General features: G+C 75.5%; 23 protein-coding genes. 11 read left to right on the top strand and 12 right to left on the bottom strand.

What is annotated here, in order from left to right:
• Positions 1–16: 16 nt before the first annotated feature.
• The 3 genes from CCE01nite_RS06695 to CCE01nite_RS06680 form a co-directional block, all read right to left on the bottom strand.
• On the bottom strand, positions 17–2,767 hold the full coding sequence (locus CCE01nite_RS06695) for a beta-glucosidase (RefSeq protein WP_141372097.1): 2,751 nt from the start codon (positions 2,765–2,767) through the stop codon (positions 17–19).
• A gap of 199 nt (positions 2,768–2,966) precedes the next feature.
• Entirely contained in the window at positions 2,967–3,884 is a 918-nt protein-coding gene (locus CCE01nite_RS06690; RefSeq protein WP_170223945.1) for a hypothetical protein, read from the bottom strand.
• A 152-nt stretch (positions 3,885–4,036) separates the two neighbouring features.
• Positions 4,037–4,438: an SRPBCC family protein gene (locus CCE01nite_RS06680; RefSeq protein WP_141372094.1), complete on the bottom strand. Its 402-nt coding sequence runs from the start codon at positions 4,436–4,438 to the stop codon at positions 4,037–4,039.
• A gap of 206 nt (positions 4,439–4,644) precedes the next feature.
• Between CCE01nite_RS06680 and CCE01nite_RS06675 the strand changes: the two genes are divergently transcribed.
• Positions 4,645–6,207, top strand: coding sequence for a cellulose binding domain-containing protein (locus CCE01nite_RS06675; RefSeq protein WP_174774682.1), 1,563 nt, complete (start codon positions 4,645–4,647; stop codon positions 6,205–6,207).
• 130 nt (positions 6,208–6,337) lie between these two features.
• Here the strand turns inward: CCE01nite_RS06675 and CCE01nite_RS06670 are convergent, their stop codons facing one another.
• The 3 genes from CCE01nite_RS06670 to CCE01nite_RS06660 all read right to left on the bottom strand — a co-directional run bounded on the left by CCE01nite_RS06670 (position 6,338) and on the right by CCE01nite_RS06660 (position 8,436).
• Complete coding sequence (locus CCE01nite_RS06670; RefSeq protein WP_141372093.1) at positions 6,338–6,703, bottom strand: hypothetical protein; 366 nt, start codon at positions 6,701–6,703, stop codon at positions 6,338–6,340.
• A gap of 1 nt (position 6,704) precedes the next feature.
• On the bottom strand, positions 6,705–7,304 hold the full coding sequence (locus CCE01nite_RS06665) for a hypothetical protein (protein WP_034632820.1): 600 nt from the start codon (positions 7,302–7,304) through the stop codon (positions 6,705–6,707).
• An 82-nt stretch (positions 7,305–7,386) separates the two neighbouring features.
• Positions 7,387–8,436: a spore photoproduct lyase family protein gene (locus CCE01nite_RS06660; RefSeq protein ID WP_034632843.1), complete on the bottom strand. Its 1,050-nt coding sequence runs from the start codon at positions 8,434–8,436 to the stop codon at positions 7,387–7,389.
• Positions 8,437–8,602: 166 nt separating this feature from the next.
• Here CCE01nite_RS06660 and CCE01nite_RS22040 point away from each other — a divergent pair, with 166 nt between their 5' ends.
• The gene (locus CCE01nite_RS22040) at positions 8,603–9,007 is read left to right on the top strand and encodes a hypothetical protein (protein WP_052104311.1); all 405 of its coding nucleotides are present in this window, start codon (positions 8,603–8,605) and stop codon (positions 9,005–9,007) included.
• A gap of 15 nt (positions 9,008–9,022) precedes the next feature.
• Here CCE01nite_RS22040 and CCE01nite_RS06655 read toward each other — a convergent pair whose 3' ends face one another.
• A complete protein-coding gene (locus CCE01nite_RS06655; RefSeq protein ID WP_034632837.1) occupies positions 9,023–9,904 on the bottom strand; it encodes an oxidoreductase in 882 nt (293 codons plus the stop codon).
• A gap of 189 nt (positions 9,905–10,093) precedes the next feature.
• Here CCE01nite_RS06655 and CCE01nite_RS06650 point away from each other — a divergent pair, with 189 nt between their 5' ends.
• On the top strand, positions 10,094–10,969 hold the full coding sequence (locus CCE01nite_RS06650; RefSeq protein WP_034632817.1) for a helix-turn-helix transcriptional regulator: 876 nt from the start codon (positions 10,094–10,096) through the stop codon (positions 10,967–10,969).
• A 123-nt stretch (positions 10,970–11,092) separates the two neighbouring features.
• Here the strand turns inward: CCE01nite_RS06650 and CCE01nite_RS06645 are convergent, their stop codons facing one another.
• Together CCE01nite_RS06645 and CCE01nite_RS06640 are read right to left on the bottom strand one after the other, a co-directional pair.
• The gene (locus CCE01nite_RS06645; RefSeq protein ID WP_034632813.1) at positions 11,093–11,572 is read right to left on the bottom strand and encodes a hypothetical protein; all 480 of its coding nucleotides are present in this window, start codon (positions 11,570–11,572) and stop codon (positions 11,093–11,095) included.
• 396 nt (positions 11,573–11,968) lie between these two features.
• Positions 11,969–12,601, bottom strand: coding sequence for a magnetosome magnetite crystal formation protein family (locus CCE01nite_RS06640; RefSeq protein WP_034632810.1), 633 nt, complete (start codon positions 12,599–12,601; stop codon positions 11,969–11,971).
• A gap of 248 nt (positions 12,602–12,849) precedes the next feature.
• Between CCE01nite_RS06640 and CCE01nite_RS06635 the strand changes: the two genes are divergently transcribed.
• From CCE01nite_RS06635 to CCE01nite_RS06625, 3 genes are read left to right on the top strand one after another with little or no spacing between them, the layout of a single operon-like run.
• Positions 12,850–13,764, top strand: a complete 915-nt coding sequence (locus CCE01nite_RS06635; RefSeq protein ID WP_084142841.1) for an ABC transporter ATP-binding protein — start codon at positions 12,850–12,852, stop codon at positions 13,762–13,764.
• Between the two features lie 2 nt (positions 13,765–13,766).
• On the top strand, positions 13,767–14,531 hold the full coding sequence (locus CCE01nite_RS06630) for an ABC transporter permease (RefSeq protein WP_034632807.1): 765 nt from the start codon (positions 13,767–13,769) through the stop codon (positions 14,529–14,531).
• Between the two features lie 15 nt (positions 14,532–14,546).
• Positions 14,547–15,350: a MerR family transcriptional regulator gene (locus CCE01nite_RS06625; protein ID WP_034632805.1), complete on the top strand. Its 804-nt coding sequence runs from the start codon at positions 14,547–14,549 to the stop codon at positions 15,348–15,350.
• Here CCE01nite_RS06625 and CCE01nite_RS06620 read toward each other — a convergent pair.
• The gene (locus CCE01nite_RS06620) at positions 15,313–15,945 is read right to left on the bottom strand and encodes a VanZ family protein (protein WP_084142840.1); all 633 of its coding nucleotides are present in this window, start codon (positions 15,943–15,945) and stop codon (positions 15,313–15,315) included. The two genes, CCE01nite_RS06625 and CCE01nite_RS06620, sit on opposite strands and share 38 nt — an antisense overlap.
• A 146-nt stretch (positions 15,946–16,091) precedes the next feature.
• Here CCE01nite_RS06620 and CCE01nite_RS06615 point away from each other — a divergent pair, with 146 nt between their 5' ends.
• Both CCE01nite_RS06615 and CCE01nite_RS06610 read left to right on the top strand, forming a co-directional pair.
• Positions 16,092–16,778, top strand: a complete 687-nt coding sequence (locus CCE01nite_RS06615) for a response regulator transcription factor (RefSeq protein ID WP_034632802.1) — start codon at positions 16,092–16,094, stop codon at positions 16,776–16,778.
• The gene (locus CCE01nite_RS06610; RefSeq protein ID WP_034632799.1) at positions 16,771–17,853 is read left to right on the top strand and encodes a sensor histidine kinase; all 1,083 of its coding nucleotides are present in this window, start codon (positions 16,771–16,773) and stop codon (positions 17,851–17,853) included. Before CCE01nite_RS06615 ends, CCE01nite_RS06610 begins: the two co-directional genes overlap by 8 nt.
• Before the next feature lie 58 nt (positions 17,854–17,911).
• Here the strand turns inward: CCE01nite_RS06610 and CCE01nite_RS06605 are convergent, their stop codons facing one another.
• Positions 17,912–19,198, bottom strand: coding sequence for a glycoside hydrolase family 3 N-terminal domain-containing protein (locus CCE01nite_RS06605; RefSeq protein WP_084142839.1), 1,287 nt, complete (start codon positions 19,196–19,198; stop codon positions 17,912–17,914).
• Between the two features lie 138 nt (positions 19,199–19,336).
• Positions 19,337–19,927 (bottom strand): SUKH-4 family immunity protein, encoded by a 591-nt coding sequence (locus tag CCE01nite_RS06600; protein ID WP_034632795.1) that lies wholly within the window; start codon positions 19,925–19,927, stop codon positions 19,337–19,339.
• Positions 19,928–20,051: 124 nt separating this feature from the next.
• Between CCE01nite_RS06600 and CCE01nite_RS06595 the strand changes: the two genes are divergently transcribed.
• The 3 genes from CCE01nite_RS06595 (at position 20,052) to CCE01nite_RS06585 (ending at position 22,728) form a co-directional block, all read left to right on the top strand.
• Complete coding sequence (locus CCE01nite_RS06595; RefSeq protein ID WP_034632792.1) at positions 20,052–21,131, top strand: lytic polysaccharide monooxygenase; 1,080 nt, start codon at positions 20,052–20,054, stop codon at positions 21,129–21,131.
• A 179-nt stretch (positions 21,132–21,310) separates the two neighbouring features.
• The gene (locus CCE01nite_RS06590; RefSeq protein ID WP_034632790.1) at positions 21,311–22,321 is read left to right on the top strand and encodes a serine hydrolase domain-containing protein; all 1,011 of its coding nucleotides are present in this window, start codon (positions 21,311–21,313) and stop codon (positions 22,319–22,321) included.
• A 65-nt stretch (positions 22,322–22,386) separates the two neighbouring features.
• Positions 22,387–22,728 carry an ArsR/SmtB family transcription factor gene (locus CCE01nite_RS06585; protein WP_034632787.1) on the top strand — a complete coding sequence of 114 codons (342 nt, stop codon included), beginning with the start codon at positions 22,387–22,389 and terminating at the stop codon, positions 22,726–22,728.
• Positions 22,729–22,730 lie beyond the last annotated feature (2 nt).

Raw genomic sequence — 22,730 nt, 5'->3', positions numbered from 1 at the left:
CCCTCGACGGCCTGGCTCACGGCAGCAGCGCGCTGCCCCCGATCCGCAGCGAGCCGGTCAGCCGGACGTCCGTCGACGACGAGCCGACGTAGACCGGGATCGTGCCGCGCGGCGTCTGCCACCGGTCACGGTCGACGTCCCAGTACGACACCGACTCCGGGCTCAGCGTCACGGTGACCTGGCGCCGCTCCCCCGGCTGCAGGGTCACGGTCTCCCAGCCCGCGAGCACCTTCGGGGAGCTCTCGACCCGGCGGGTCGGCAGGTTGCCGACGTAGACCTGCACGGTCTCGGTGCCCGCGACGGTCCCGGTGTTGCGGACCGCGACGCGCACCCGCAGCTGCGCGCCGTCCCCGTCCTGCCCGCCGCCCGCGTTGATGCTCGTGCGCAGGTTGCGGTAGTCGAACGTCGTGTAGGACAGGCCGTGGCCGAACGGGTACTGCGGCTCGATGTCGAACTCCTCGTAGCCGCGGTAGCCGACGTAGATGCCCTCGGAGAACTGCTGGTCGAGCCCGTCGCCCGGGAACTGCTCGGGCGCGCTGACCGGCGTGCTCTCCTCGTCCACGGGCATCGTGACCGGCAGCTTCCCGGACGGGTTGACGTCGCCGAACAGGATGCCCGCGAGGGCGTTGCCCTGCTCCTGGCCGCCGAACCACGAGTGCACGATCGCCGGCACGCCGTCCTCCCAGTCGGACGTCTGGACGGCACCCCCGGTCGCGAGCACCACGACCGTGCGCGGGTTCGCCGCGGCGACCTGGCGGATGAGCTCGACCTGGCCGTTGGGCAGGTCGAGGTCCGGCTTGTCGCCGCCCTCGCTCGAGTAGTCGCGCACGACGACGACCGCCGCCTGCGAGCTGCGGGCGAGCGCCGCCGCCTCGAGCGCCTGCGGTGCGACGACCCCCTCGGGCGTCGTCCACCCGAGCTGGAAGACCGCACCGGCGTCGGTCCCGCCGGGGCCGTTGTTGACGAACTCGACGCGGAGGTCGCGTGCGACACCCGCCTCGAGGTCGACCGCGGCCGTCGTGGTCGTCGGCGCCGAGGAGCCTGACGGGGTCGCGGTGAGGACCGCCACGTCGTCGAGGTAGACCACGGCGCTGCCGGTGGTGGTGACCGCGAGCTCGTACGTCCCGGTCGTCGGCGCCGTGAGCTCACCCGTCCACCGGATCGAGGCCCCCATGTCGCGGGTCTGCACCGGGAAGTCCGGGGACTGCGAGTTGAAGCCCTCGAACAGGAAGAACCCGGCGTTGATCGCGGCGTACGGGTCGGTGCGGTCTGCGATGGTCTCGCCGGAGAAGTCCTGCGTGGAGAAGTACTCGGCGCGCAGGCCGGCGCCGTCGCCGAGCGCGGACGTGAGGAAGTCCGACGGGATCGGGTCGGGGCCCGGGATGAGCGACGCGGACGTGACGGGGTCGGCGCCCGCGACGTGCCGCACGTCGACCCCGGCGGCGACGCGGTCCTGGATGCCCTGCAGCGGGCTGACCGTGTAGGTGGGCTTCACGAGCGAGCTGCCCCCACCGGCGACGACCGAGTCGGCGTCCGCCCCGATCACCGCGATGGAGCCGACCGAGTCGGTCAGCGGCAGCGCGCCGCCGTCGTTCTTGAGCAGCACCATCGCGCGCTCGGCGACGAGCCGGGCGAACGCGCCGTGCTCCGCCTCGGGCAGCGGCTCGATCACCGGCGGGTGGTCGAACAGCCCCAGGCCGAACATCGGCCGCAGGATGCGCAGCACCGCGTCGTCCACGCGCGACTCGGGGACCTGCCCGGAGCGCACCGCGTCGAGCAGCGGACCGCAGAAGTAGCAGGTCCCGGGTCCGACGTCGGGGGTCGTGTTGCCCGGCATCTCCTGGTCGAGGCCCGCGTTCGCCGCCTGCACGGTGCTGTGGGTGGCGCCGTAGTCGCTCATGACCCAGCCCTGGAAGTCGAGCTGCTCCTTGAGGATCTGGTTGAGCAGCTCGTCGCTCTCGCACGCCCACACGCCGTTGACCTTGTTGAACGCGCACATCGCCGAGCCGGGGCGGCCCTGCTCGATGCCGATCGCGAACGGCCGCGTGTAGATCTCCTGGAGCGCGCGCTCCTCGACGACCGCGTTGCCGCCGGACAGGCGGTTCGTCTCCTGCGTGTAGACGTTGTAGTGCTTGATGTCCGCGACGACCGGGTGGGACTGGATGCCCCGGATGACCCCCGCGCCCATGGTCCCGGACAGCAGCGGGTCCTCCCCGAGCGCCTCGAACGCCCGCCCGGCCTGTGCGACGCGCGCGATGTCGACCGCGGGCGAGAGCAGCACGTTGTGCCCCGTGCGGAACGCCTCGTCGCCCTCGACGTCGCCGTACTGCTGCGCGAGGTCCCGGTCCCACGTCGCCGCGAGCGCGATCGGCGCGGGGAGCTGGGTGGCCTCCTGGTCGTTCACGTCCGGGTTGGCGATCCGCACGCCGGCGGGGCCGTCGGCCATGGTGAGCGCCGGGATGCCGAGGCGCTCGATCGGGCCGTTGTAGAACCCGTAGTAGTTGTTCAGCTCGCCGTGCATCATGTTGACCTTCTCGTCCAAGGTCATCTGACGCAGCAGGTCACGGGCCCGCTCGGTGTCCTCCTCGGACTCGTCCCACCACCACGTCGTGGGGAACGACTGCGGCTGGAGCCGCTCGGCGGTTGCGGCCTCGCGGTCGAGGTCGGGGGTGGCCGCGGACGCGGCTCCGGCGGAGACGACGAGGGCCGCCGCGGACAGGGTGACGACGACGCGCAGGCGCGCGGAACTGACTCGTGCAGGTGGCATGGACACACTCCCTCGGGTGCCGCCGCGGGAGCGTCGGGGCTCCGTTGCCCCGTTGCGTGGGACCCCGCGGCCCGGTCCAGTAGTTCACCCGTTCGGGCTAACGTCAAGGGACAAGTCGGGCACGTGACCAAGTTCGCGCCGGGCCGCGGAGCACCCCTCCGGAGTACCTCGGGAGCGGCTGTGCGGCCGCGTGCGAGGGTCAGCGGACGGCGGCGGAGCGCCCATGACGGACGCCGCCGGGGGCGCCCACGGACGCGGCGGGGACCGACGCGAGCGTGGCGGCCGAGGGCCGGGGCGCCCGCGCGTCGTCGTACACCCGGGGAGTGAGCCGGGTCGCGGCGCGCGGACCCAGGACCAGCCCGAGACCGAGACCGCGGAGCACGGCCGCGACGTCGTCGGCGTGCAGGGAGCCGTGACGCTCGAGCACGAGGTGCAGCCGGCCGTGCGACCGCTCGGCGCGGTGCAGCGCGAGGATCGTGGTCGACACGGGCACGTGCCGCGGGAACCGGGCCCGTGCGGCCGCGTCGTCCGCGTGCTCGAGGACGACGAGCCCGGACCCGTCCGGCCCGCCCAGCTCGGCGCGCAGCCCGTCCCCGCGCCAGTGCGCGGGTGCGTCCGGCGCGCCGGTGACGTGGTGCGACCGGTTGGCCGACGTGACGACCAGCGGTGCCCCGCCGACCGCGGCGTCGGCGGCCGCGAGGAACACCTGCGACGGGCACGCGTCGCCCGGCACGATCACCTGGGTCGTCGTCGTCCCGCGGTCCGGCGCGGTCAGCCCCGCGGGGACGTGCGCCGCGGCGGGCCCGCGGAACCCGAACGGGCCGAGCGCCCCGAACGCGTCGACGAGCTCGCGCACCAGGGCCGCGGGCACGGATGCCGGCAGCGCCGCGAGGTCGAACGCGTCGAGGACGCGCCCGGTCGGCGCGGTGACGCTGCCGGTCTGGCCGGGCGGACGGCCCTTGAGCGCGTTGAGCCGGCGGACCGCGTCACCGCGTGCGGTCAGCGCGTAGATCCCCCCGAAGCCGTGCGCGACGGGCAGCCCCGCGGCGAGCAGCGCGGCTGCGTGGTGGGCGTCGTCGGGGCGGTCGAGGACGAGGCGGACGGGGTCGTCGGGCACGGGGGCCTCCTGGGGTCGAGCAGGAGGACCACCCGGGGACCGGGCAGATACCGGCGCCGCGCGGGCGGCCGTGGAGCTGACCGACACCTGCCAGCACGCCACCGACGTCGGCGACGTCCACGGTCCGCGCCTGACGGAGCAGCAGCCGCAGGTCAGTCCCGCGCGCCCTCGAGGACCTGCCGGAGCTGCTCGAGGTCCTGGCGCACCGCCGCCACGTCGCGCTCGAGGTCCGCGTCGGACATGACCGGCGACCGGCGGACGGTGAAGACGACCTCGCAGCCGTCGCCGTCCGCGAGCGCCCGCAGCGGGACGTGCACGATCTCCCCGGAGGGCGTCACGACGTCGTGGTCGAGGACCCCGAGGTCGTTGGGCGGCGTGAACGTGATCTGCGCGCGCCCGCCGGGCGTCTCGACGAACCACCGGCCGTCCTCCTCGACGACGTCCCCGCCCAGGCCGGGCGCCCACCGGGGCAGGTTCGCCGGGTCGGAGACGAACGCGTAGACGTCGGGCACGGACCGGTCGATGTGCACGCTGAGGTGCCGGGACTCCGTCATGCGCCGATCGTGCCCCTGGGCACCCACGCGCGTCGACGCCCCGCGAGGACCGGGTGCCGGCGACGGCGTCCCGACTCGATCATCGAAACGCTTCGCATGTACGCGGCAGCCCCCTGACCAGGTACGAAGGGAACCCCGAGCGGCGCACCGGCGCCCGGATCACGAGCCGCGCGCGGGCTGCCCTCCGCGCGCCGAGAGGAGACGACGTGCGCCCTGCACGTGCCACCGTCGCGCTGACGGCCCTGCTGGCCCTGTGGGGCACGGCCGCGCTGCTCCCCGGGTCGGCCGTCGCCGCCCCGACCGTCGCGCCGTCGCCCGACGTCCGGACGACCACCCACACCGCCGGCCGGGTCACGCCCCGCGACGGCGCGCTGGCGTTCAGCTGGCCCGGCGTCTACCTCGAGGGCCGCTTCCGCGGCACCGGCGTCGGGATCGTGCTCGACGACCCGGCCGCCGACTACGACGTCGCGATCGACGGGCGCACCGTCCAGACGCTCCGGGCGCCGGTCACCGGGACCCGCTGGATCGAGGGGCTCACGGACGGCACGCACACCGTGCGGGTCGTGAAGCGCAGCGAGAGCCCGTGGGCGACGAGCACGTTCGGCGGCTTCGTCGCCGCACCCGGCGGCCAGGTCCTGACGGCGCCGGGCGACCGCGAGCTGCAGCTCGAGTTCCTCGGCGACTCCTACACCGCGGGCTACGGCAACGAGTCGACCACCCGCGAGTGCACCGGCGACCAGGTCAACCGGACGACCAACGCCGACCTCAGCTTCGGGGCGATCGCCGCACGCGGGCTCGGCGCCGACTACCAGCTCAACGCGTTCTCGGGCCGCGGGATGGTCCGCAACTACGGCGGCGGCGAGGCCGGCACGAGCTACCGCACGTACGCCGACCGCGCGCTCCTGGCCACGGGGGGCGACGTGTGGGACCGGCCCGCCGGCTGGACGCCCGAGGCCGTCGTGATCGGGCTCGGCATCAACGACTTCTCGACGCCCGTCGGCTCGGGCGAGCAGTGGACCACCGAGTCGCTGCGCACCGCGTACGTCACCGCGTACCACGGCTTCCTCGACAAGCTGCGGGCGGCGTACGGCCCCGACACGTTCCTCGTCGTGAGCGCGACCCCGTCGGGCGGCAGCGCGCAGGCCGAGCTCACCGAGCAGGTCGTCCGCGAGCGCAACGCGCGCGGGGACGACCGGGTGCGCCGCTGGTTCTACGGCGCCCAGGGCCTCGACTACCTCGGCTGCCACTGGCACCCTTCGCTCGCCGACCACCGGGTGATCGCGCGGGAGCTGACGACGTTCCTCGGCACGCTCCCGCTCGGCGGCGGCCCCACGCCCACGCCCACGCCCACGCCCACGCCGACGCCGACCCCCACGCCCACCCCGTCGGTCACGCCCACGCCCACGCCGACGCCGACCCCCACGCCCACCCCGTCGGTCACGCCCACGCCCACCCCGACTCCGACCACCGCACCCGGCGGGTGCACCGCGACCCTCACGGTCGGCTCGGCGTGGCCCGGCGGATACCAGGCGTCGGTGCAGGTCACGGCCGGTCGCGCCGTGATCAGCCGGTGGGGGACGACGTTCGCGCTGCCGTCGGGCGGCTCGGTCGCGACCTCCTGGTCGAGCGACCTCACGACGTCGGGCGGCACCGTGACCGCGCGGAACGCGGGCTGGAACGGCGCGCTCGGCGCGGGTGCGTCGACGAGCTTCGGCTTCATCGGCACGGGCGCGGCGCCGACCGGTCCGGTGACGTGCACGGCCGGCTGACGCCCCGCCGCACCTGAGCGGGCCAGACGTGCGGCCGCCGGCCCGACGCCCTCGTGGCGCGGGCCCGCGGTCGCACGTCCGGCGTGTGGTGCCGCTCGGGCGTCGTCGCCGCGACCCCGGCGCCGCCGGCTCACGCCCCCGGCAGCATCCGCAGCACGGACTCCCCGACCGACCCGAGCCACCCGCCGATCGTGCGCAGCGGCGTCACGAGCGCCGCGCCGGCGGTCGCGAGCGCACCGGCGCGCTCGAGCGTCCCGGTGAGCCGCTCGGTCGCCCGGGCGACGCGCTGCGGGTCCGGGGCGCCGGGCGCGAGGCCGTCCTCGATCTCGTCGACGTCGGCCCGCACGGCTGCGGACGTCGCGGGGTCGAGCGCGAGGCCCGTCACCGCCGCACGCAGCTCGCTCGCGGCGCGCCGCGGGTCCGGGGAGCCCTGCAGGTAGACGTCGCGGTCGGCGTTGATGATGACCTTGGCCTTCTGGTCGCGCACGTTCACCATGTCAGCGGCCTCCCCACGCGGACGTCTCGTCCCACCACGGCGGCCGCACCGGCGGCGGCTCCGGGTGCTCGCGGTCGACCCGGTGCCGCTTGGCCGTCGCGACGACGTGCAGCACGCCCCCGACGATCATCACGAGCACGCCGAGCGCCGCGAGCCCCCAGCCGAGCAGGCCGAGCGGCACGCCGAGGACCGGTGGGCCGAACGGCGACGTCATGTCGGGGAACGTCGTGTCGGGGAGCGTCGTCAGGTCCGTGAACGTCGTCAGGTCCGGGTACGTCGTCGGGCCCGAGGACACCTGCTCCAGGGCCTGCGCGCCGTCGGCCAGGAAGCGGAGGATCCCGTAGGCGAACGCGCCGAAGCCGACGAGGAACATCGTGAAGCCGACGCCCACGAGCCCGCGGGCGCGCGTCCGGGTGGCGGCCACGTCGCGCAGGAAGCTGCGGCGCTGCTGCACGACGGTGTGGACGTACTGGCGGTAGCTCTGGTCCAGGTAGGCGTCGCGGTCGGCGTTGAGGATGTAGCCGGCCGACTGGTCGCGGATCCCCGGGCCGGGCGGGTACGCCGGCGGGGGTGGTCGGCGCCTGTCGCTGGGCTGGGTCATGGTCGTGCCCCTCCTCCCGGTCGTGCTGACGGGAGGAGGACGTGCGTCGCGAGCCGCTGATACGGGATTCGCGGAGGGTGGGTCAGAACGCGTACCGCACCCGGCACGACGGGAGCCGCTCGGCGATCAGGTCCGTGAGCGCCGCGACGTACCGGCCCTTGTCGCCCGTGCGGTAGCGCACGTTCCAGCCGCCCGTCTCCGAGCGCTTGGGCTGCTGCAGGTCCGGCCGCCACAGCACCTGCTCGGCCTTGGGGTGCCAGCCGAGGTTGACCTCGTGGAGCGCCTGGTTGTGCGTGAGCATGATGACCTCGCACGCGAGCTGGGCCTTGGCCTTGGCGCCGATCCCGGCCTCGACCTGGTCGAGCAGCTCGGCCCAGTCGGCGAGCCAGCCGTCGTGCACGATCACGGGGCTGAAGTTGAGGTGCACCTCGTACCCGGCCTCGACGAAGTCGTCGATCGCGGCGATCCGCTCGGCGACCCGCGAGGTCCGGACGTCGACGAGGCGCGCGACCCGGTCGGGCATGAGCGAGAACCGCACGCGTGTGCGGCCGCGCGGGTCCCAGTCGAGCAGGTCGCGGTTCACGTGCTTCGTCGCGAACGACGCCTTCGCGGTCGGCAGGCCGCGGAACAGGTCGACGAGGTCGCGCACGTTGTCGCTGACGGTCGCGTCGACCGAGCAGTCGCTGTTCTCCCCGATGTCGTAGACCCACGCCTGCGGGTCGCACTGGTTCGGCTCGGCCTTGACGCCCTGCCGGGCGACGTGGCGCGCGAGGTACCCGGTGATCCGGTCGATGTTCGCGAACACCGTGATCGGGTTGCTGTAGCCCTTGCGCCGGGGGACGTAGCAGTACGCGCACGCCATCGCGCAGCCGTTCGCGGTCGAGGGCGCGACGAAGTCCGACGAGCGCCCGTTCGGCCTCGCGGCGAGCGACTTCTTGACCCCGAGGACGAGCGCCTCGGTCTTGATCCGCACCCAGCGGTCGACGTTGGCCTCGTCGCCGTGCAGCTCCGGGATGTTCCAGTGCGAGGCGACCTCGACGCGCTCGGCGTCGGGCCAGCGCGCGAGCACCTCGCGCCCGCGGGGCAGCTCGGCGGCCTCGGGCTCGACGTAGATCCGACGGACGTCGAGCAGCGGGCGCGGGCGGGACGGGGTCGGTGTCGCGGCGGGTGCCGCCGGCGGGGCCGCTGCGGCGGTGCGGGCGGGGGCGTCGGGGCGGTGAGCGGACGGGGTCGGTGTCGTCACACCGGTACAACGCCCCGAGGTCTGCGGGGCGTCCGCGCACCGGCCCCTCAGGGGTGTGAACCCCGTCACCGGCGCCCGGGCGCGCTGCTCCGGATCACCCGCGAAAACCCGTGCCCGCGGGCTGCGCGTCGGCCACACTCCCTCCGGTGAGCAGGTCACCCGCGCGAGCCCCCGACGACGTGCGGGCGGAGCTGCCTGGCTGCAGGCCCGGACCCCGCCGGACCACCACGACAAGCAGCTGGACCTCGGCATCCGGCGGGACCTCGTCGGCTCCGCGGACCGGGTGCTCCTCGTCGACGACTGGGTGGCCACCGGGGGCCAGGCCCTCGGTGCACGAGCCCTCGTGGAGCAGGCGGACGCGACGTGGCTCGGGCTGGCGGTGCTGGTCGACGGCCTGACCGAGCCCGCGGTCCGGCGCCGGCTCGGCGTGCGGTCGCTGCTCCACATCCGCGAGCTGTGACCGCGCGCCTCGCGCTCAGAGGTACCGCACCCCCGTGAGCCGCTCGGCGGCCTCCCACAGCCCGCGTCCCAGCGCCGGGTCCGCCGCCTCGCGCCCGAGCCGCGCCTCGGCGACCTGGCCGCGCGTCTCCCACGGTCCCGCCGGGCCGAAGAACTGCCCGCCGCGCACCCCCGGCGCGGTCGCGGCGTGCAGCTGCGGCAGCGCGCCCTGCTCGACCCGCTGGGTCACGAGCAGGCCCGCCGCGGCGATCAGCCGCCCGAGCCGGGGCCGGTGCTCCCACGCGCGCGGGGTCAGGTTGGTGCGCGTCAGGCCGGGGTGCGCGAGCACGCTCGCGACCGGCGACCCGGCCGCGCGCAGCCGGCGGTCGAGCTCGAGGCCGAACAGCGTCGTCGCGAGCTTCGACCGGCCGTACGCGGGTGCGGGCCGGTAGTCGCGCTCGTACTGGAGGTCGTCGAGATCGAGGTGCGCCGTCCTGTGGGTGATCGAGCTGAGGCTCACGACCCGCGCACCCCGCCCCGCCGTGAGGGCGTCGAGCAGCAGCCCGGTGAGGGCGAAGTGGCCCAGCATGTTGGTCGCGAGCTGCAGCTCGAAGCCGTCGACGGACGTGCGGCGTGGCCCGAGCAGCACCGCCCCGGCGTTGTTGACGAGCAGGTCGATCGCCGGGTGGTCCGCGACGAGCCCCGCGGCGAACGTGCGCACCGAGTCGAGGGACGCGAGGTCGACCTCGCGCACCTCGACGTCGCCGGCCATCCGGCGCGCGACCTCGTGCCCGGCGGCGGTGCGGCGGACGGCGAGCACGACGCGGGCGCCGTGGCGCGCGAGCTCGGTGGCGGTGACGAGGCCGAGACCCGAGGTGGCTCCCGTCACGACGGCGACGCGGCCGTGCTGGTCGGGCATGCGGTCAGGCGTGCGGTCGGGCCCAGGGTGGGGTGTGCGGTCGGCGGTCGGTGCGGTCATGTGCTGCTCCCGGTGCGGTCGTGGTGGGACCGCCGACGCTAGGAGCGGCGCGCGCGGGTTCCGTCGTCCCCGGCTCCCTAGGTCTGCGAGACCTCCCCTGCCCGTACGGACAGGTCGCACACTGGCGGGATGACCCAGCCGCACGCCCGCGAGCTCGGCGACTTCCTGCGCGCCCGCCGCGGCCGGCTCCAGCCGCGCGACGTGGGCCTCGAGCCGGGCGGGCGGCGCAAGGTCACCGGGCTGCGGCGCGAGGAGCTCGCGCTGCTGGCGGGGCTGAGCACCGACTACTACCAGCGCATGGAGCAGGGCCGCGAGGTGCGGCCGTCGGACGACGTCCTCGACGCCCTGGCGGGAGCGCTCGCGCTGGACGACGAGGAGCGCCGGCACCTGTTCGCCCTGGCCCGGGCCGCGCGCCGGCCGGTGGCGCCGCGCGTCGACCACGGCCCCGAGCAGGTGCCCGAGGGCACGCGCCGGCTGCTGCGCGCCCTGGCCACCCCGGCGCTCGTGCTGGGCCGGCACCTCGACCTGCTCGACTGGAACGCCCACGCGGAGGCGCTGCTCGGCGACCCCGCCGGGCTCCCGGCCGACCGGCTCAACATGCTCCTGCTCATGTTCGACGACACGCGCACCGGCGACCGCACGTGCGCCGACTGGGAGCGGCAGGCGCTCGACTACATCGGGATGATGCACGCCGCCGTGGCGGCCGACCCGACCCACCCGCGCGCGACGGCGGTGGTCGGCGAGCTGACGATCCGCAGCGCCGAGTTCCGGCGGCTGTGGGCCCGGCACGACGTGCGGGAGTCGGTCAGCGGGACCAAGACGTTCCGGCTGCCCGAGGTCGGCGACGTCGTCCTGCACTGGGACACGTACCCGCTGCCGGGCAGCCCCGGGCCGGTGGTGCTGGTGTTCACCGCGGAACCCGGCAGCGCGGACGCGGACCGCCTCGACCTGCTGGCGTCCCTGCACGCGACCCGCTCGGCGCACCCGAGGAAGCACGTGCCCTAGCGGCCCGACGAGCAGGCACGCGCGCCGGCGGTCCGGCGAGCAGGCACGTGCCCTGGCCGCTCGACCTCGAGGCGGGTGACCGGCTGAGGCCACCGGACCGGCGGGCGGGCGGGCGGCCCGACCTCAGGCCGGTGGGTGGTCGGCCGGGAACCGGCGGGCGTGCTCGGCGGCGACCTTCCGGACCTCGTCCGCGAAGGCACCGGCGTAGGCGCCGAACCCCTTGTCCGGCTCGGCCATGAGGTCGTCGAGCACCTGCCGCAGCGGGGCGTGCCCGTACCCGGAGACGACCATCGTGCGGAACAGCCCGCTCCACAGGTCCCCGCACTCGCGCGGCGCGAGCTGCGGCACGAACCACTCGTCGAAGGCGTGGTGCCAGTAGCTCTCGCGGGCGAGCCGCAGCGGTGCGCCGGGGTCGTCCGCGCCCCGGAGGTCCCCGAGCTCGCGGTAGATGTCCCGGAACCCGTCGCGGAGGTTGAGGAAGATCGCCACCCGCGCGATCTCGCGGGACCGTCGGTCGCTCCGGACGGCCACGGCCACGGCGACGAGCGCCGTGAGCGCCGACAGGCCACCGGACGCCGCGGCGACGACCTCGACGACCGTCATGACCGGCTCCCCTCCCCCCGCAGCACCGCTGCGTGCGTCGCCCGGCGGTCAGCGCCGCGCAAGCAGCGCCGGGCGGTCAGCGCCGGGTGGCGCGGCGCCCGTGCGGCGATCCTCGTCGCCGCGCACCGCCGCCGCACGCACCGTCGGGCACGCGTGCGGCCCTCCCCCGGTGTCCCTTCGGGCAGGCCGGACGACGTCGCGTCGCGCGCGCCGGAGCGCCACGTTGCGGAGTGCCGGAAGCGTCGGGCCGGGGGCGTGGCGTCGGGCCAGCAGCGTGTGGTCGGGCCACCAGCGTTGGCCCGGGCCAGCAGCGTGAGGTCGGGCCAGCAGCGTGGGCCCGGGCCGGGAGCCTGGGCGGGGCCTGGGCCTGGGCGCAGGCCGGGGCGCGAGGTCGGGTTAGGAGCGGGGCTCCGCGGCGCGGAAGAACGGGATCGCCGGCGGCGCGTAGACCTGGCCGCGAGCCGTGCGCGTCAGGCCGAGGACCGTGACCACGAGGTGCGCGACGCTGAGCACGAGCACGGGCGTGAGGAACAGGACCTGCCACGGCGTCGCGTCCGGGTCGGGCGTCTCGGGCTGGGTCGCGACGATCACGGCCACCGTCAGGGCGACGCTCAGGACGACACCGAGCGCGTACGTGAGCCCCCAGTTCGCGGCCCGGCGGGCGTTCTCGGCGGCGAGCGCCGACCGCCGCCGCTGACCGGGGTAGACCGCGGCCATGGCGATCCCGGCGATCACCGCGCTGACGACCGGGATGGGCAGCCACGCGAGCAGGCCCACGAGGTAGGAGGTCCGCCCGGTCGCCCTCGGGTCGCCGTGCCCCGGGTGCCCGTAGCCGGGCGCGCCGGGGCCGGAGGGGGCAGAGCCGGGCACCGGGGGGCCGGGCACCGCGGCACCGGGCGCGAGGATGCCCGCGTCGCGCAGCGCGACGTCGGCCTCCTCGGCCGAGTACCCCTGCCGCAGCAGCTCGTCGCGGAGCTGCTGCTCCTCGCGGGTGGGCGGACGGGACGGCGAGCTGGGCTGGTCGGTCACGCCGCGGAGCCTAACCACACACTCGCGTGCGCGCGGCGAGCGCCCGCGCCCGGGAGGCCCGGGTCGAGGGCGCTGAGCCGCCGACGCACGTCGCCGGGCACCACGCGGGCACCCGCATCCGGCGCTCCGGGAGAACTTCGTGATCCGTCCCGCACGGCCCTTGACCTTGACGCAGGGTCAACCCTCGACGCTGGTCGCACAGGCCCCCACCGGGGGCGCGGAGCACGACGGAAGGGCGGCGGACAGCCATGTCCCCAGAACGCAAGAAGGTGGTCCACGCGGTCGAGCGCACCGCGGCGGCGGGCGGCGGGCGGTCCACGTCGGCCCGGCCGGCAGACGGTCCGGCGATCCGCGTCGCGGATCTGCACAAGGCGTACGGCGACCACGCGGTGCTGCGGGGCGTCGACCTCGAGGTGGCGCGCGGCAGCATCGTCGCGCTGCTCGGGTCCAACGGGGCGGGCAAGACGACGCTCGTGCGGATCCTCGCGACGCTGCTGCGCGCCGACGCCGGCACGGCCGTCGTGCACGGCTTCGACGTCGCGACGCAGGCGGCGCAGGTGCGCGGGTCGTTCAGCCTGACCGGTCAGTTCGCGGCCGTCGACGAGATCCTCAGCGGGCGCGAGAACCTCGTGCTCGTCGCGCGGCTGCGGCACCAGGACGACCCGGCCGCCGTCGCGGACGAGCTGCTCACCCGCTTCGGGCTCACCGAGGCCGCGGCCCGCCGGGTCGCCACGTACTCCGGCGGCATGCGCCGGCGGCTCGACATCGCGATGAGCCTCATCGGCGACCCGCCGGTGATCTTCCTCGACGAGCCGACGACGGGGCTCGACCCCGAGGCGCGCGTCGAGGTCTGGCAGTCCGTGCGGCGGCTCGCGGAGGGCGGCACCACGGTGCTGCTCACGACGCAGTACCTCGAGGAGGCCGAGCAGCTCGCCGACCGCATCGCGATCCTGCACGAGGGCCGGATCATCGCGGACGGGACGCTCGCCGAGCTCAAGCGGCTGCTCCCGCCGGCCCGGGTCGAGTACGTCGAGAAGCAGCCGACGCTCGAGGAGGTCTTCCTCGCGGTCGTCGGGAACGGCACCACCCACGGCACCACCCACGACGGCGCCCCGCGCGCCGCGACCGACCCGACCGGCACCACGAGCCCCCGGAGGAGCTGACCATGACCACCACCCACGTCCTCGCGGACACCGCCGTCCTCACCGGGCGCACGCTGCGGCACGTCACGCGCAGCATCGACACGATCGTCACGACCGCGGTCACGCCGATCGCGATGCTGCTGCTGTTCGTCTACGTCCTCGGCGGCGCGATCCGGACCGGTTCCGAGTCGTACGTGACGTACCTGCTGCCGGGCATCCTCGTGATCACGATCGCGTCGGGCGTCGCGTACACCGCGTTCCGGCTGTTCACGGACGTGAAGAGCGGGATGTTCGAGCGGTTCCAGTCGATGCCGATCGCGCGGTCGGGGGCCCTGTGGGCGCACGTCCTGACGTCGCTCGTCGCGAACCTGATCTCGCTCGCGCTCGTCGTCGGCGTCGCGCTGCTCATCGGGTTCCGCTCCGGGGCGGACGTCCTCGCGTGGCTCGCCGTCGTCGGCATCCTCGTCGTGCTCACGCTCGCCCTGACCTGGGTCGCCGTGATCGCTGGGCTGACCGCGTCGTCGGTCGAGGGCGCCAGCGCGTTCTCCTACCCGCTGATCTTCGTGCCGTTCATCAGCTCGGCGTTCGTGCCGACCGAGTCGATGCCCGGACCGGTCCGCTGGTTCGCGGAGAACCAGCCCGTGACGTCGATCGTCGACACGATCCGTGCGCTGCTCGCGCAGGAGCCGGTCGGCACCGACATCGTGGTCGCGCTCGCGTGGTGCGTCGGGGTGCTCCTCGTGGCGCAGCTGGCCGCGATGGCGACCTACCGCCGCAGGGCCGCCTGAGGCAGCCTGGGTCCCGTGCTCACGATCAGCCAGCTCGCCTCGTACGCCGGGGTCACGGTCCGGGCGGTGCGCCACTACCACCAGATCGGGCTGCTGCCCGAGCCGGCACGGGACCGGTCGGGCTACCGCACGTACGACGCCGCGGCGGTGGTCCGGCTCATCCGGATCCACACCCTGGCCGACTCGGGCGTCCCCCTGGCGCGGGTCCAGGAGCTCCTCGACGCCGGGCCGGACGAGTTCGCGGCGGGGGTCCGGGCGATCGACCGGGAGCTGCGGGCCGAGGTCCGGCGGCTGCAGGCGACCCGGCAGCGGCTCACGAGGCTCGCCGCCGGGGACCACCTGGCGCTCCCGCCGTGCGTCGTCGACTACCTCGACCGGGTGCGCGCGCTGGGGGTCGACGAGGCGTACGTCGAGCTGGAGCGCGACAGCTGGATCATGGTCGCCGCCCAGGTGCCCGACCAGATCGACGCGATCATGGCCCTGAAGAACGTCGAGCTCGACGACCCCGACATGGTGCGGTTCTACCAGCTCATCGGCGGCGCCCTCGACTGGTCCCCGGACGACCCGCGGGTCGTCGAGGTCGCCGACGTCCTGGAGCGCCTCATGGTCCGCGCGGTCGCGGAGGGCAACGTCGGGGCCGACGACTTCGACGACCAGTTCGTCGACTTCCTCGACTCGACGATGCGCACGGCCGCGCCTGCTGCCCAGCGGCTCGTCGAGATCCTGCGCGAGCGCGGCTGGGGCGGCTGGACCCGCATCGAGCGCGTGCCCGCGGACCGGCTCACCCCGTCGCCGGCGGGACCCGGTCCGCTGCCGTAGCCGCGCCGCGGGTGCGCGGGGGCAGGTCGTCCTCCCCCGGCGGGCCGAAGCGCATCGGGGACGCGATGACCGCCGCACCCGCGAGCAGCGCGAGCACGGTCCCGGCCGCGCAGACCCGCACCAGCACGGCGCCGGTCCTCGCCCCGAGCCGGCGCCGGGCCCGGGTCAGCACGCCGAGTCCGGCCAGGCCCCCGGCGGTGTTGACGACGAGGTCCGTCACGTCGGCGCTGCCGACGGCCAGGGCGTACTGCGCGACCTCCAGGCCCACGCTCGTCGCGGCGACGACGCCGGCGACCCGCCACCACCGCCACGCGGGCGCGAGCAGCCCGAGGTACAGGCCGAGCGGCACGAAGATCAGCGCGTTGAGCACGACCTCGGGGGGCTCGCTCGGGCCTGCGTCGGCTGTGGCGGCGAACGGGACCAGCTTGAGCACGCGCATGGCGTCCGCTCCCACCCACGGGACCTCGAGCTTCCACAGCACGGTCCAGGCGAGCAGGACGAGGTAGACGCCGAACAGGGCGACCAGCGCGACGGGGACGGTCCGCGCCGGTGCGGACGTGCCGTCGTGGTGGGCCCGCGAGGTGGTGGTCGTCATGAGGTGGTGGGTGTCCGTCCTGGTCGAGAGGCGTGCGCCGGTCGCGTCGCCCCGGCGGCCCCGCCAGGCAACCCGGCCGCGTGTTGCCCGGGGGTTCGCGGATCCGCATACGCCCGCGATACGGGCCCGCTCGTAGCATCGAGGGTGTGCGCGTGCTGATCGTGGAGGACGAGCCGTACCTGGCCGAGGCCGTCCGCGACGCCCTGCGCCTCGAGGCGATCGCCGCGGACGTCGCCGGCGACGGGGACGCCGCCCTCGAGCTGCTCGCCGTGCACGCGTACGACGTCGCCGTGCTCGACCGCGACATCCCCGGGCCGTCGGGCGACGAGGTCGCCGCGCGGATCGTCGCCTCGGGCAGCGGCACCGCCATCCTCATGCTCACCGCCGCGGACCGGCTCGACGACAAGGCGTCGGGATTCGAGCTCGGGGCCGACGACTACCTCACCAAACCCTTCGAGCTGCGGGAGCTCGTGCTCCGGCTCCGGGCGCTCGACCGCCGGCGCACCCGACCGCGGCCGCCGGTGCGCGAGCTCGCCGGCCTGCGCGTGGACCCGTTCCGCCGGGAGGTCTACCGCGACGGCCGCTACGTCGCGCTCACCCGCAAGCAGTTCGCGGTGCTCGACGTCCTCGTCGCCGCCGAGGGCGGGGTCATCAGCGCCGAGGAGCTCCTCGCGCGCGCGTGGGACGAGAACGCCGACCCGTTCACCAACGCCGTGCGCATCACGGTGTCGACGCTGCGCAAGCGGCTCGGCGCGCCCTGGATCGTCGCGACCGTGCCCGGCGTGGGGTACCGGATCGACACCCCGCCGCCCGGCGGCCCAGGCGATGGCTAGGGCGCCCGGACCGAGCGTGCGCCTGCAGCTCACGCTCAGCTACGCCGGCTTCCTCGTGCTGGCCGGTGCCGTGCTGCTCACGCTCGTCTGGCTGTTCCTGCGCGTGCCCACGTTCCGGGCGATCGGCGGCTTCGCGCCGTCCCACCCGATGCTGCTGCGCGAGTTCCTCCCGGCCGCCGGCGTCGTGCTGACGTTCCTGCTCGTCGTCGGGCTCGTGGGCGGGTGGCTGCTCGCCGGGCGGATGCTGGCTCCGCTGGCCCGGATCACCGCGGCGACCCGCCGGGCCGCGGGCGGCTCGCTGTCCCACCGGATCGCGCTCGAGGGACGCCAGGACGAGCTGCGCGAGCTCGCCGACGCGTTCGACGCGATGCTCGCGCAGGTCGAGGAGCAGGTCGCCGAGCAGCGCAGGTTCGCCGCCAACGCCTCCCACGAGCTGCGCACGCCGCTCGCCGTCTCGCAGGCGCTCCTCGAGGTGGCCCGCGACGACCCCGGCCAGGACACCGGCGAGCTCCTGGACCGGCTCCGCGCCGTCAACGGCCGGGCGATCGACCTCACCGAGGCGCTCCTGCTGCTCAGCCGCGCCGACCAGCGCTCGTTCGCCCGCGAGCGCGTCGACCTCTCGCTCCTGGCCGAGCAGGCCGCCGAGACGCTCCTGCCCCTCGCCGAGCAGCGCGGCATCACCCTGGAGACGTCCGGCGACGTCGCCCCGACGGTCGGCTCGCCGGCGCTGCTGCTGCAGCTCACGACGAACCTCGTGCACAACGCGATCGTCCACAACCTCCCCCACGGCGGCAGCGTCGAGGTCCGCACCACGGCGCGTCCGGGCTGGACGACGCTCACGGTCGAGAGCACCGGGGACCTGCTCGAGCCGGGCGTCGTCGCGACGCTCACCGAGCCGTTCCAGCGCGGCACGGGCCGAGTCCGGGCCGACGACGCGGGCGTGGGCCTCGGCCTCGCGATCGTCGCGAGCATCGCGCGCGCCCACGGCGGCGGGCTCGTCCTCAGCCCGCGCGCCGCGGGCGGGCTGCGGGTCGCGGTGCGGCTGCCGTCGGCGCCGGGCGCGACGGCGGCGTGACGCGCGACCCCACGACCGGTGCCGGACGACGGCGCCCAGCCCTCGGCCGGCCCGGGTGTCAGAACCGTGAGACAGCCGGGAGCTCGACGTCGAGGCAGGACATCGCTACCGGGTCCCCGCCCGCGAGCGCCGTGACCCGCGCGGCGGCCTCGGAGAGCCGCGCCTCGGGGAGCCGGCCGGTGCGCACCGCGTCGACGAGCGCGTCCCGCATCGCCGCCGCGTGGCGCCCGTCGGTCGTGAGCACGGCGTCCGCACCGGCGCCGACGGCCTCGACCGCGGCCACCGGGAAGTCCCACCGCAGGTTGACCGCGCCCATGCCGACCGAGTCGGTGATCGCGACGCCCTCGAAGCCCATGTCCCGCAGCAGCGCGTAGGCGCGCGGGCTCAGGGACGCCGGCCGGTCGGGGTCCAGCGCCGCGTACTGCAGGTGGTTGAGCATGATCACGGGCGCCCCCGCGTCGATCGCGCGCTGGAACGGCAGCAGGTCGGTCGCCGCGAGCTCGTCGACGGTCGCGGTCACGAGCGAGGACGTCTCGTGCGAGTCGACCGTCGAGCGCCCGTGCCCGGGGAAGTGCTTCATGGTCGGCGTGACGCCCGCGTCGGCGAGGCCCGCGGCGTACGCGAGCCCGTAGTCGGCGGCCGCGGCCGGGTCCGCGCTGAACGACCGGTCGCCGATGACTCCCCCGGCCGGGCCGGCGTCGAGGTCGAGCACGGGTGCCAGGTCGAGATCGACGCCGACCCCCGCGAGCGCCGCCCCGGTCTCGGCGGCACGGGCGCGCACGGCCTCGGGGGTCTCGCGCTGCGCCATGCGCCGCGGCGACGGGCCCTCGCCGACGACGTCCCGCATGAGCGCGACGCGGCCGGACTCCTCGTCGGTCGAGACGAGCAGCGGCCGGCCCGCGGCGGTGCGCAGCCCGGCCGACAGGGCCGCGACCTGCGTCGCCGTGCCGACGTTGCTCTCGGAGAGGAACACGCCGCCGACGCCGAGGCCGACGACCTCCTGCGCGAGCGGGTCGGCGGCGGTTCGCACGCCGGGCAGCCCGACGACGAGGGTCGCCGCGGCGCGCTGCTCGAGCGGCGCGGGGGTGCAGGTCGGCGTGGGCTCGGGGGTCGGCGTCGGCGACGGCGACGCAGCGACCGGGTCGGAAGCCGAGGTCACGACGGGTGCGTCGGTGCGGTCGGCGAGCGCGGCCGCGCCCACGGAGCCCGCCCCGAGGCAGGCGACCGCGAGGCCCGCGAGCGCCACGGCCCGCACGCGACCGGCCCACCGGGAGGGACGCGCGTGCCGCGGCGCGGCGTTGCCGGGGACCGGGACCGGTCCTGCGGGGGTGGGGGGTGGCGTCACCGGGGCAGGCTATGTCGGGCTCCGGCGGGCGGCCTCCCGAGCGGAGCACCGTCACCTGCGCGGGTGGGCACACCACCCGATCGTGCGCGGGTTCGTCGCGCAGGGGTTCGTCAGGCAGGGTTCGTCACACAGCGGTCGTCAGATCATGAGGAGCTCGTCCACGACCCCCGGCCACCACCAGCCGTCGGCGAGCGCCTGCGGGTCGGCTCGGCGCATGGTCTCCCGCTGCTCCGCCACGAGCGCCTCGTACGCGCCGCGACTCACCAGGCCGCTGTCCACCGCGTCCATCCGCTCCTGCACCGCGTCCACGCACACCAGGAACCGGAGGTACCGCTCGAGGTCCGTGTTGACGGCCGTCAGCTCACCGCTCTCGTGCCAGGCGAGCACACGCTCGTCCGGCACGACGAGCAGGGCATGCTCGTCGTTCCACACCCGGCCCACGAGCACCGCCCCCGCCGCCTCGGGAGGCAGCGCACCCGGGGCACGCGACGGGCTCGCCGCCGTGAACAGGACGGGCACGCCGTCGGGCAGCCCGAGCTCGCGCAGCACGCGGCTCGCCACCGGGGGCAGCCCCAGTGCGCTCACCACCGGGTCCGGGTAGGTCGTGAGCCGCGGCCCGGGCCACTGCCGCTCGAGCTCGTCGCGCGTGACCCGGGACGCCGCCTCCTGATTGCCGTCCATCTGCGTCTCCCCCACCTGCGTCTCACCCCCGAGGAAGAGCCGGAACATGCGGGACACCGTGCCGCGGGCCGGCGCGGGGCCTCGAGTGCCGAAGCGTTTCATCGCTTGCCGCGTCCTGCCGCCGGTCACAGGGTGCTCGTACGTTCGCTCAGCCCTGTCCCGGAGGGGGACCATGTCACGCTCACCATTCCGCCGCATCGCCGCGGCCGCGAGCACGCTCGCGCTCGGTGCCGCCCTCGTGGCCGGCGCCGCCGTCCTCGCCTCGCCGGCCTCGGCCCACGGCGCCGTGTCCGACCCGCCCACCCGCATCTACGGGTGCTGGGACCGCTGGAAGTCCAACCACGCGGACCCCGCGATGCAGACGCAGGACCCCGCATGCTGGGACGCCTGGCGGGCGAACCCGAACGCCATGTGGAACTGGAACGGCATCTTCCGTGAGGGCGTCGCGGGCCGGCACGAGCAGGTCATCCCCGACGGCAAGCTCTGCTCGGCGGGCAACCCGATCTACGCGGCCGCCGACACCCCCGGTGCCTGGCGCACGACCCCGAAGCCGTACGACTTCCGGCTCACCGTGACCGACCCGTCCAACCACGGCGCCGACTACCTCAAGATCTACGTGACCAAGCAGGGGTACGACGCCACGACCGAGCCGCTCACGTGGTCGGACCTCGAGCTCGTCAAGACGACCGGCCGGTACGGCACCACGAGCCCGTACGTCACGGACGTGAGCATCCCGCGCGACCGCCGCGGCCACCACGTGGTCTACACGATCTGGCAGGCCAGCCACCTCGACCAGCCGTACTACCAGTGCAGCGACGTGACGTTCGGCGGCGACACCTCCACGCCGACGCCGACGCCGACCGTGACGGCCACGCCGACGCCCACGCCGACCGTGACGTCGACCCCGACGCCGACCACCACCCCGACGCCCACGCCCACCGCGACGGGCACCGGCGGCTGCACCGCGGCGTACACCAAGCGCGGTGAGTGGACCGGCGGGTTCAGCAGCGAGGTCCGGGTCACCGCGGGCGCCGCCGCGATCCGCGGCTGGGAGGTCGCGCTGACGTGGCCCGACGGCCAGCGCATCACGAACGTGTGGAGCGCGAGCGGGTCGACGACCGGGTCGACGACGACGGTGCGGAACGAGAGCTACAACGGCAGCCTCGCTGCCGGCGCCACGGCGAGCTTCGGCTTCAACGGCTCGTGGACGGGCAGCAACGGCAGCCCCGCCGTGACCTGCACCGCGTTCTGACCCCCGGGTCCACAGCGCACCACGCACCACGCACGACGAGGGCCGCACGTCCGGACGGACGTGCGGCCCTCGTGCGTGTGCACACGGACCGGCCGCGGCGAGCGACGCGTCGAGGGCGTGGGCCCACGCCGAGAGCGAACTCGTCACCACGCCCCCGGGCGCCGACCCAGGATGACCCCATGACGACCCGCCCGGAACCGCGCACCGACCACCCCCTCCCCGACGACGCGCTCGCCGACCGCGTCCGGCGCCTGCTCGGGAGGCGCCACCCGGTCGTCGGCGTCGCGGCCGTCACGCCCGGCGGCACGTCGACCGCGCTGCTCGGTGCCGCGCCGGACGCGGACCTCGAGATCGGGTCGGTCTCGAAGGGCGTGACCGGGCTGCTGTACGTCGACGCGCTCGACCGCGGCGAGGTGTCGGCGTCCACGACGCTGGGCGACCACCTCGACCTGGGCGGGTCGGCGGTCGGCGCCGTGCGGCTCGCCGACCTCGCGACGCACCGCTCGGGGCTGCCGCGTCTCGCCCCGGGGACCCACGTGCTCCGGCGCAGCGTCGCGCTGTGGCGGCACGGCACGAACCCCTACGGCGAGACGCTCGACGAGCTCCTCGACTCCGTCCGGCCCGTGGTGCCCGGCGCGCCGCGGCCGCGCTACTCGAACCTCGGGTTCGCGCTGCTCGGGCACGCGGTGGCGGCGGCCGCGGGCACGTCGTACCCGGACCTGCTGCGCACGCGGGTCGCGGAGCCGCTGGCCCTCGACCCGTTCTACGTCGCGCGCACGCCCGACGAGCTGCGCCCCGAGGCCCTGCTCGGGCGCAGCCGTCGCGGGAAGGCCCAGGAGGCGTGGACCGGCGAGGGGATCGCCCCGGCGGGCGGCATCCGCTCCTCGCTGGACGCGGCGGCCCGGCTGACCGCGGCGCTGCTCGACGGCTCGGCGCCCGGGCTGCGGGCGCTGGACCCCGTCGCTCCCCTGGGGCGCGGCGCGCAGGTCGGAGCGGCGTGGGTGACGCTCGACATGCGCGGGCGCACCGTCACCTGGCACAACGGCGGCACCGGCGGCTTCCGGTCGTGGCTCGGGCTCGACCGGGCGGCCGGCACGGGCGTCGTCGTCATCGCGGCCACGGCGGTGTCGGTCGACCGGGCCGGGTTCGCGCTGCTCGCCGAGCTGGCCACGCCCGCGGACCGGGCCTGACCTCCGCGGGCGCGTCGTCCCGCGGCGGCCCTTGACGCATTCCCATATAGGCATACGATTGCCGGGTGGCCCGAGCAGCGACGACCTCCGACGTGTTCAACGCGATCGCCGAGCCGCAGCGCCGCGAGATCCTCGCGCTGCTGCGGACCGGCGAGCGGCCGGTGACGGAGCTGGCGCAGGAGCTGGGGCTCACCCAGCCGGGTGCGTCCAAGCACCTGCGGGTGCTGCGGGAGGTGGGCCTCGTGCGGGACCGCAAGGAAGGCAAGCACCGCGTCTACGGGCTCGACGCCCGCGGGCTGCGACCGGTCCACGAGTGGAGCGGCGGGTTCGCGCAGTTCTGGAACGAGAGCTTCGACCGGCTGGACGCGTACGTGCAGGACCTCGAGCAGCAGCACCAGGAGGAGTGAGC

The organism is Cellulomonas cellasea (genome assembly GCF_006538745.1).
GTDB classification, from domain to species: domain Bacteria; phylum Actinomycetota; class Actinomycetes; order Actinomycetales; family Cellulomonadaceae; genus Cellulomonas_A; species Cellulomonas_A cellasea.
The sequence above is the reverse complement of the archived record's forward strand: the minus strand, read 5'-3'. Positions and strand labels throughout refer to the sequence as shown.

Excerpts from the sequence above, each read along its gene's own strand:
- CCE01nite_RS06695 (WP_141372097.1), bottom strand. The coding sequence starts at position 2,767 with ATGCCACCTGCACGAGTCAGTTCCGCGCGCCTGCGCGTCGTCGTCACC.
- CCE01nite_RS06680 (WP_141372094.1), bottom strand. The coding sequence starts at position 4,438 with ATGACGGAGTCCCGGCACCTCAGCGTGCACATCGACCGGTCCGTGCCC.
- CCE01nite_RS06670 (WP_141372093.1), bottom strand. The coding sequence starts at position 6,703 with ATGGTGAACGTGCGCGACCAGAAGGCCAAGGTCATCATCAACGCCGAC.
- CCE01nite_RS06665 (WP_034632820.1), bottom strand. The coding sequence starts at position 7,304 with ATGACCCAGCCCAGCGACAGGCGCCGACCACCCCCGCCGGCGTACCCG.
- CCE01nite_RS06655 (WP_034632837.1), bottom strand. The coding sequence starts at position 9,904 with ATGCCCGACCAGCACGGCCGCGTCGCCGTCGTGACGGGAGCCACCTCG.
- CCE01nite_RS06650 (WP_034632817.1), top strand. The coding sequence starts at position 10,094 with ATGACCCAGCCGCACGCCCGCGAGCTCGGCGACTTCCTGCGCGCCCGC.
- CCE01nite_RS06645 (WP_034632813.1), bottom strand. The coding sequence starts at position 11,572 with ATGACGGTCGTCGAGGTCGTCGCCGCGGCGTCCGGTGGCCTGTCGGCG.
- CCE01nite_RS06635 (WP_084142841.1), top strand. The coding sequence starts at position 12,850 with ATGTCCCCAGAACGCAAGAAGGTGGTCCACGCGGTCGAGCGCACCGCG.
- CCE01nite_RS06630 (WP_034632807.1), top strand. The coding sequence starts at position 13,767 with ATGACCACCACCCACGTCCTCGCGGACACCGCCGTCCTCACCGGGCGC.
- CCE01nite_RS06620 (WP_084142840.1), bottom strand. The coding sequence starts at position 15,945 with ATGACGACCACCACCTCGCGGGCCCACCACGACGGCACGTCCGCACCG.
- CCE01nite_RS06610 (WP_034632799.1), top strand. The coding sequence starts at position 16,771 with ATGGCTAGGGCGCCCGGACCGAGCGTGCGCCTGCAGCTCACGCTCAGC.
- CCE01nite_RS06600 (WP_034632795.1), bottom strand. The coding sequence starts at position 19,927 with ATGTTCCGGCTCTTCCTCGGGGGTGAGACGCAGGTGGGGGAGACGCAG.
- CCE01nite_RS06595 (WP_034632792.1), top strand. The coding sequence starts at position 20,052 with ATGTCACGCTCACCATTCCGCCGCATCGCCGCGGCCGCGAGCACGCTC.
- CCE01nite_RS06590 (WP_034632790.1), top strand. The coding sequence starts at position 21,311 with ATGACGACCCGCCCGGAACCGCGCACCGACCACCCCCTCCCCGACGAC.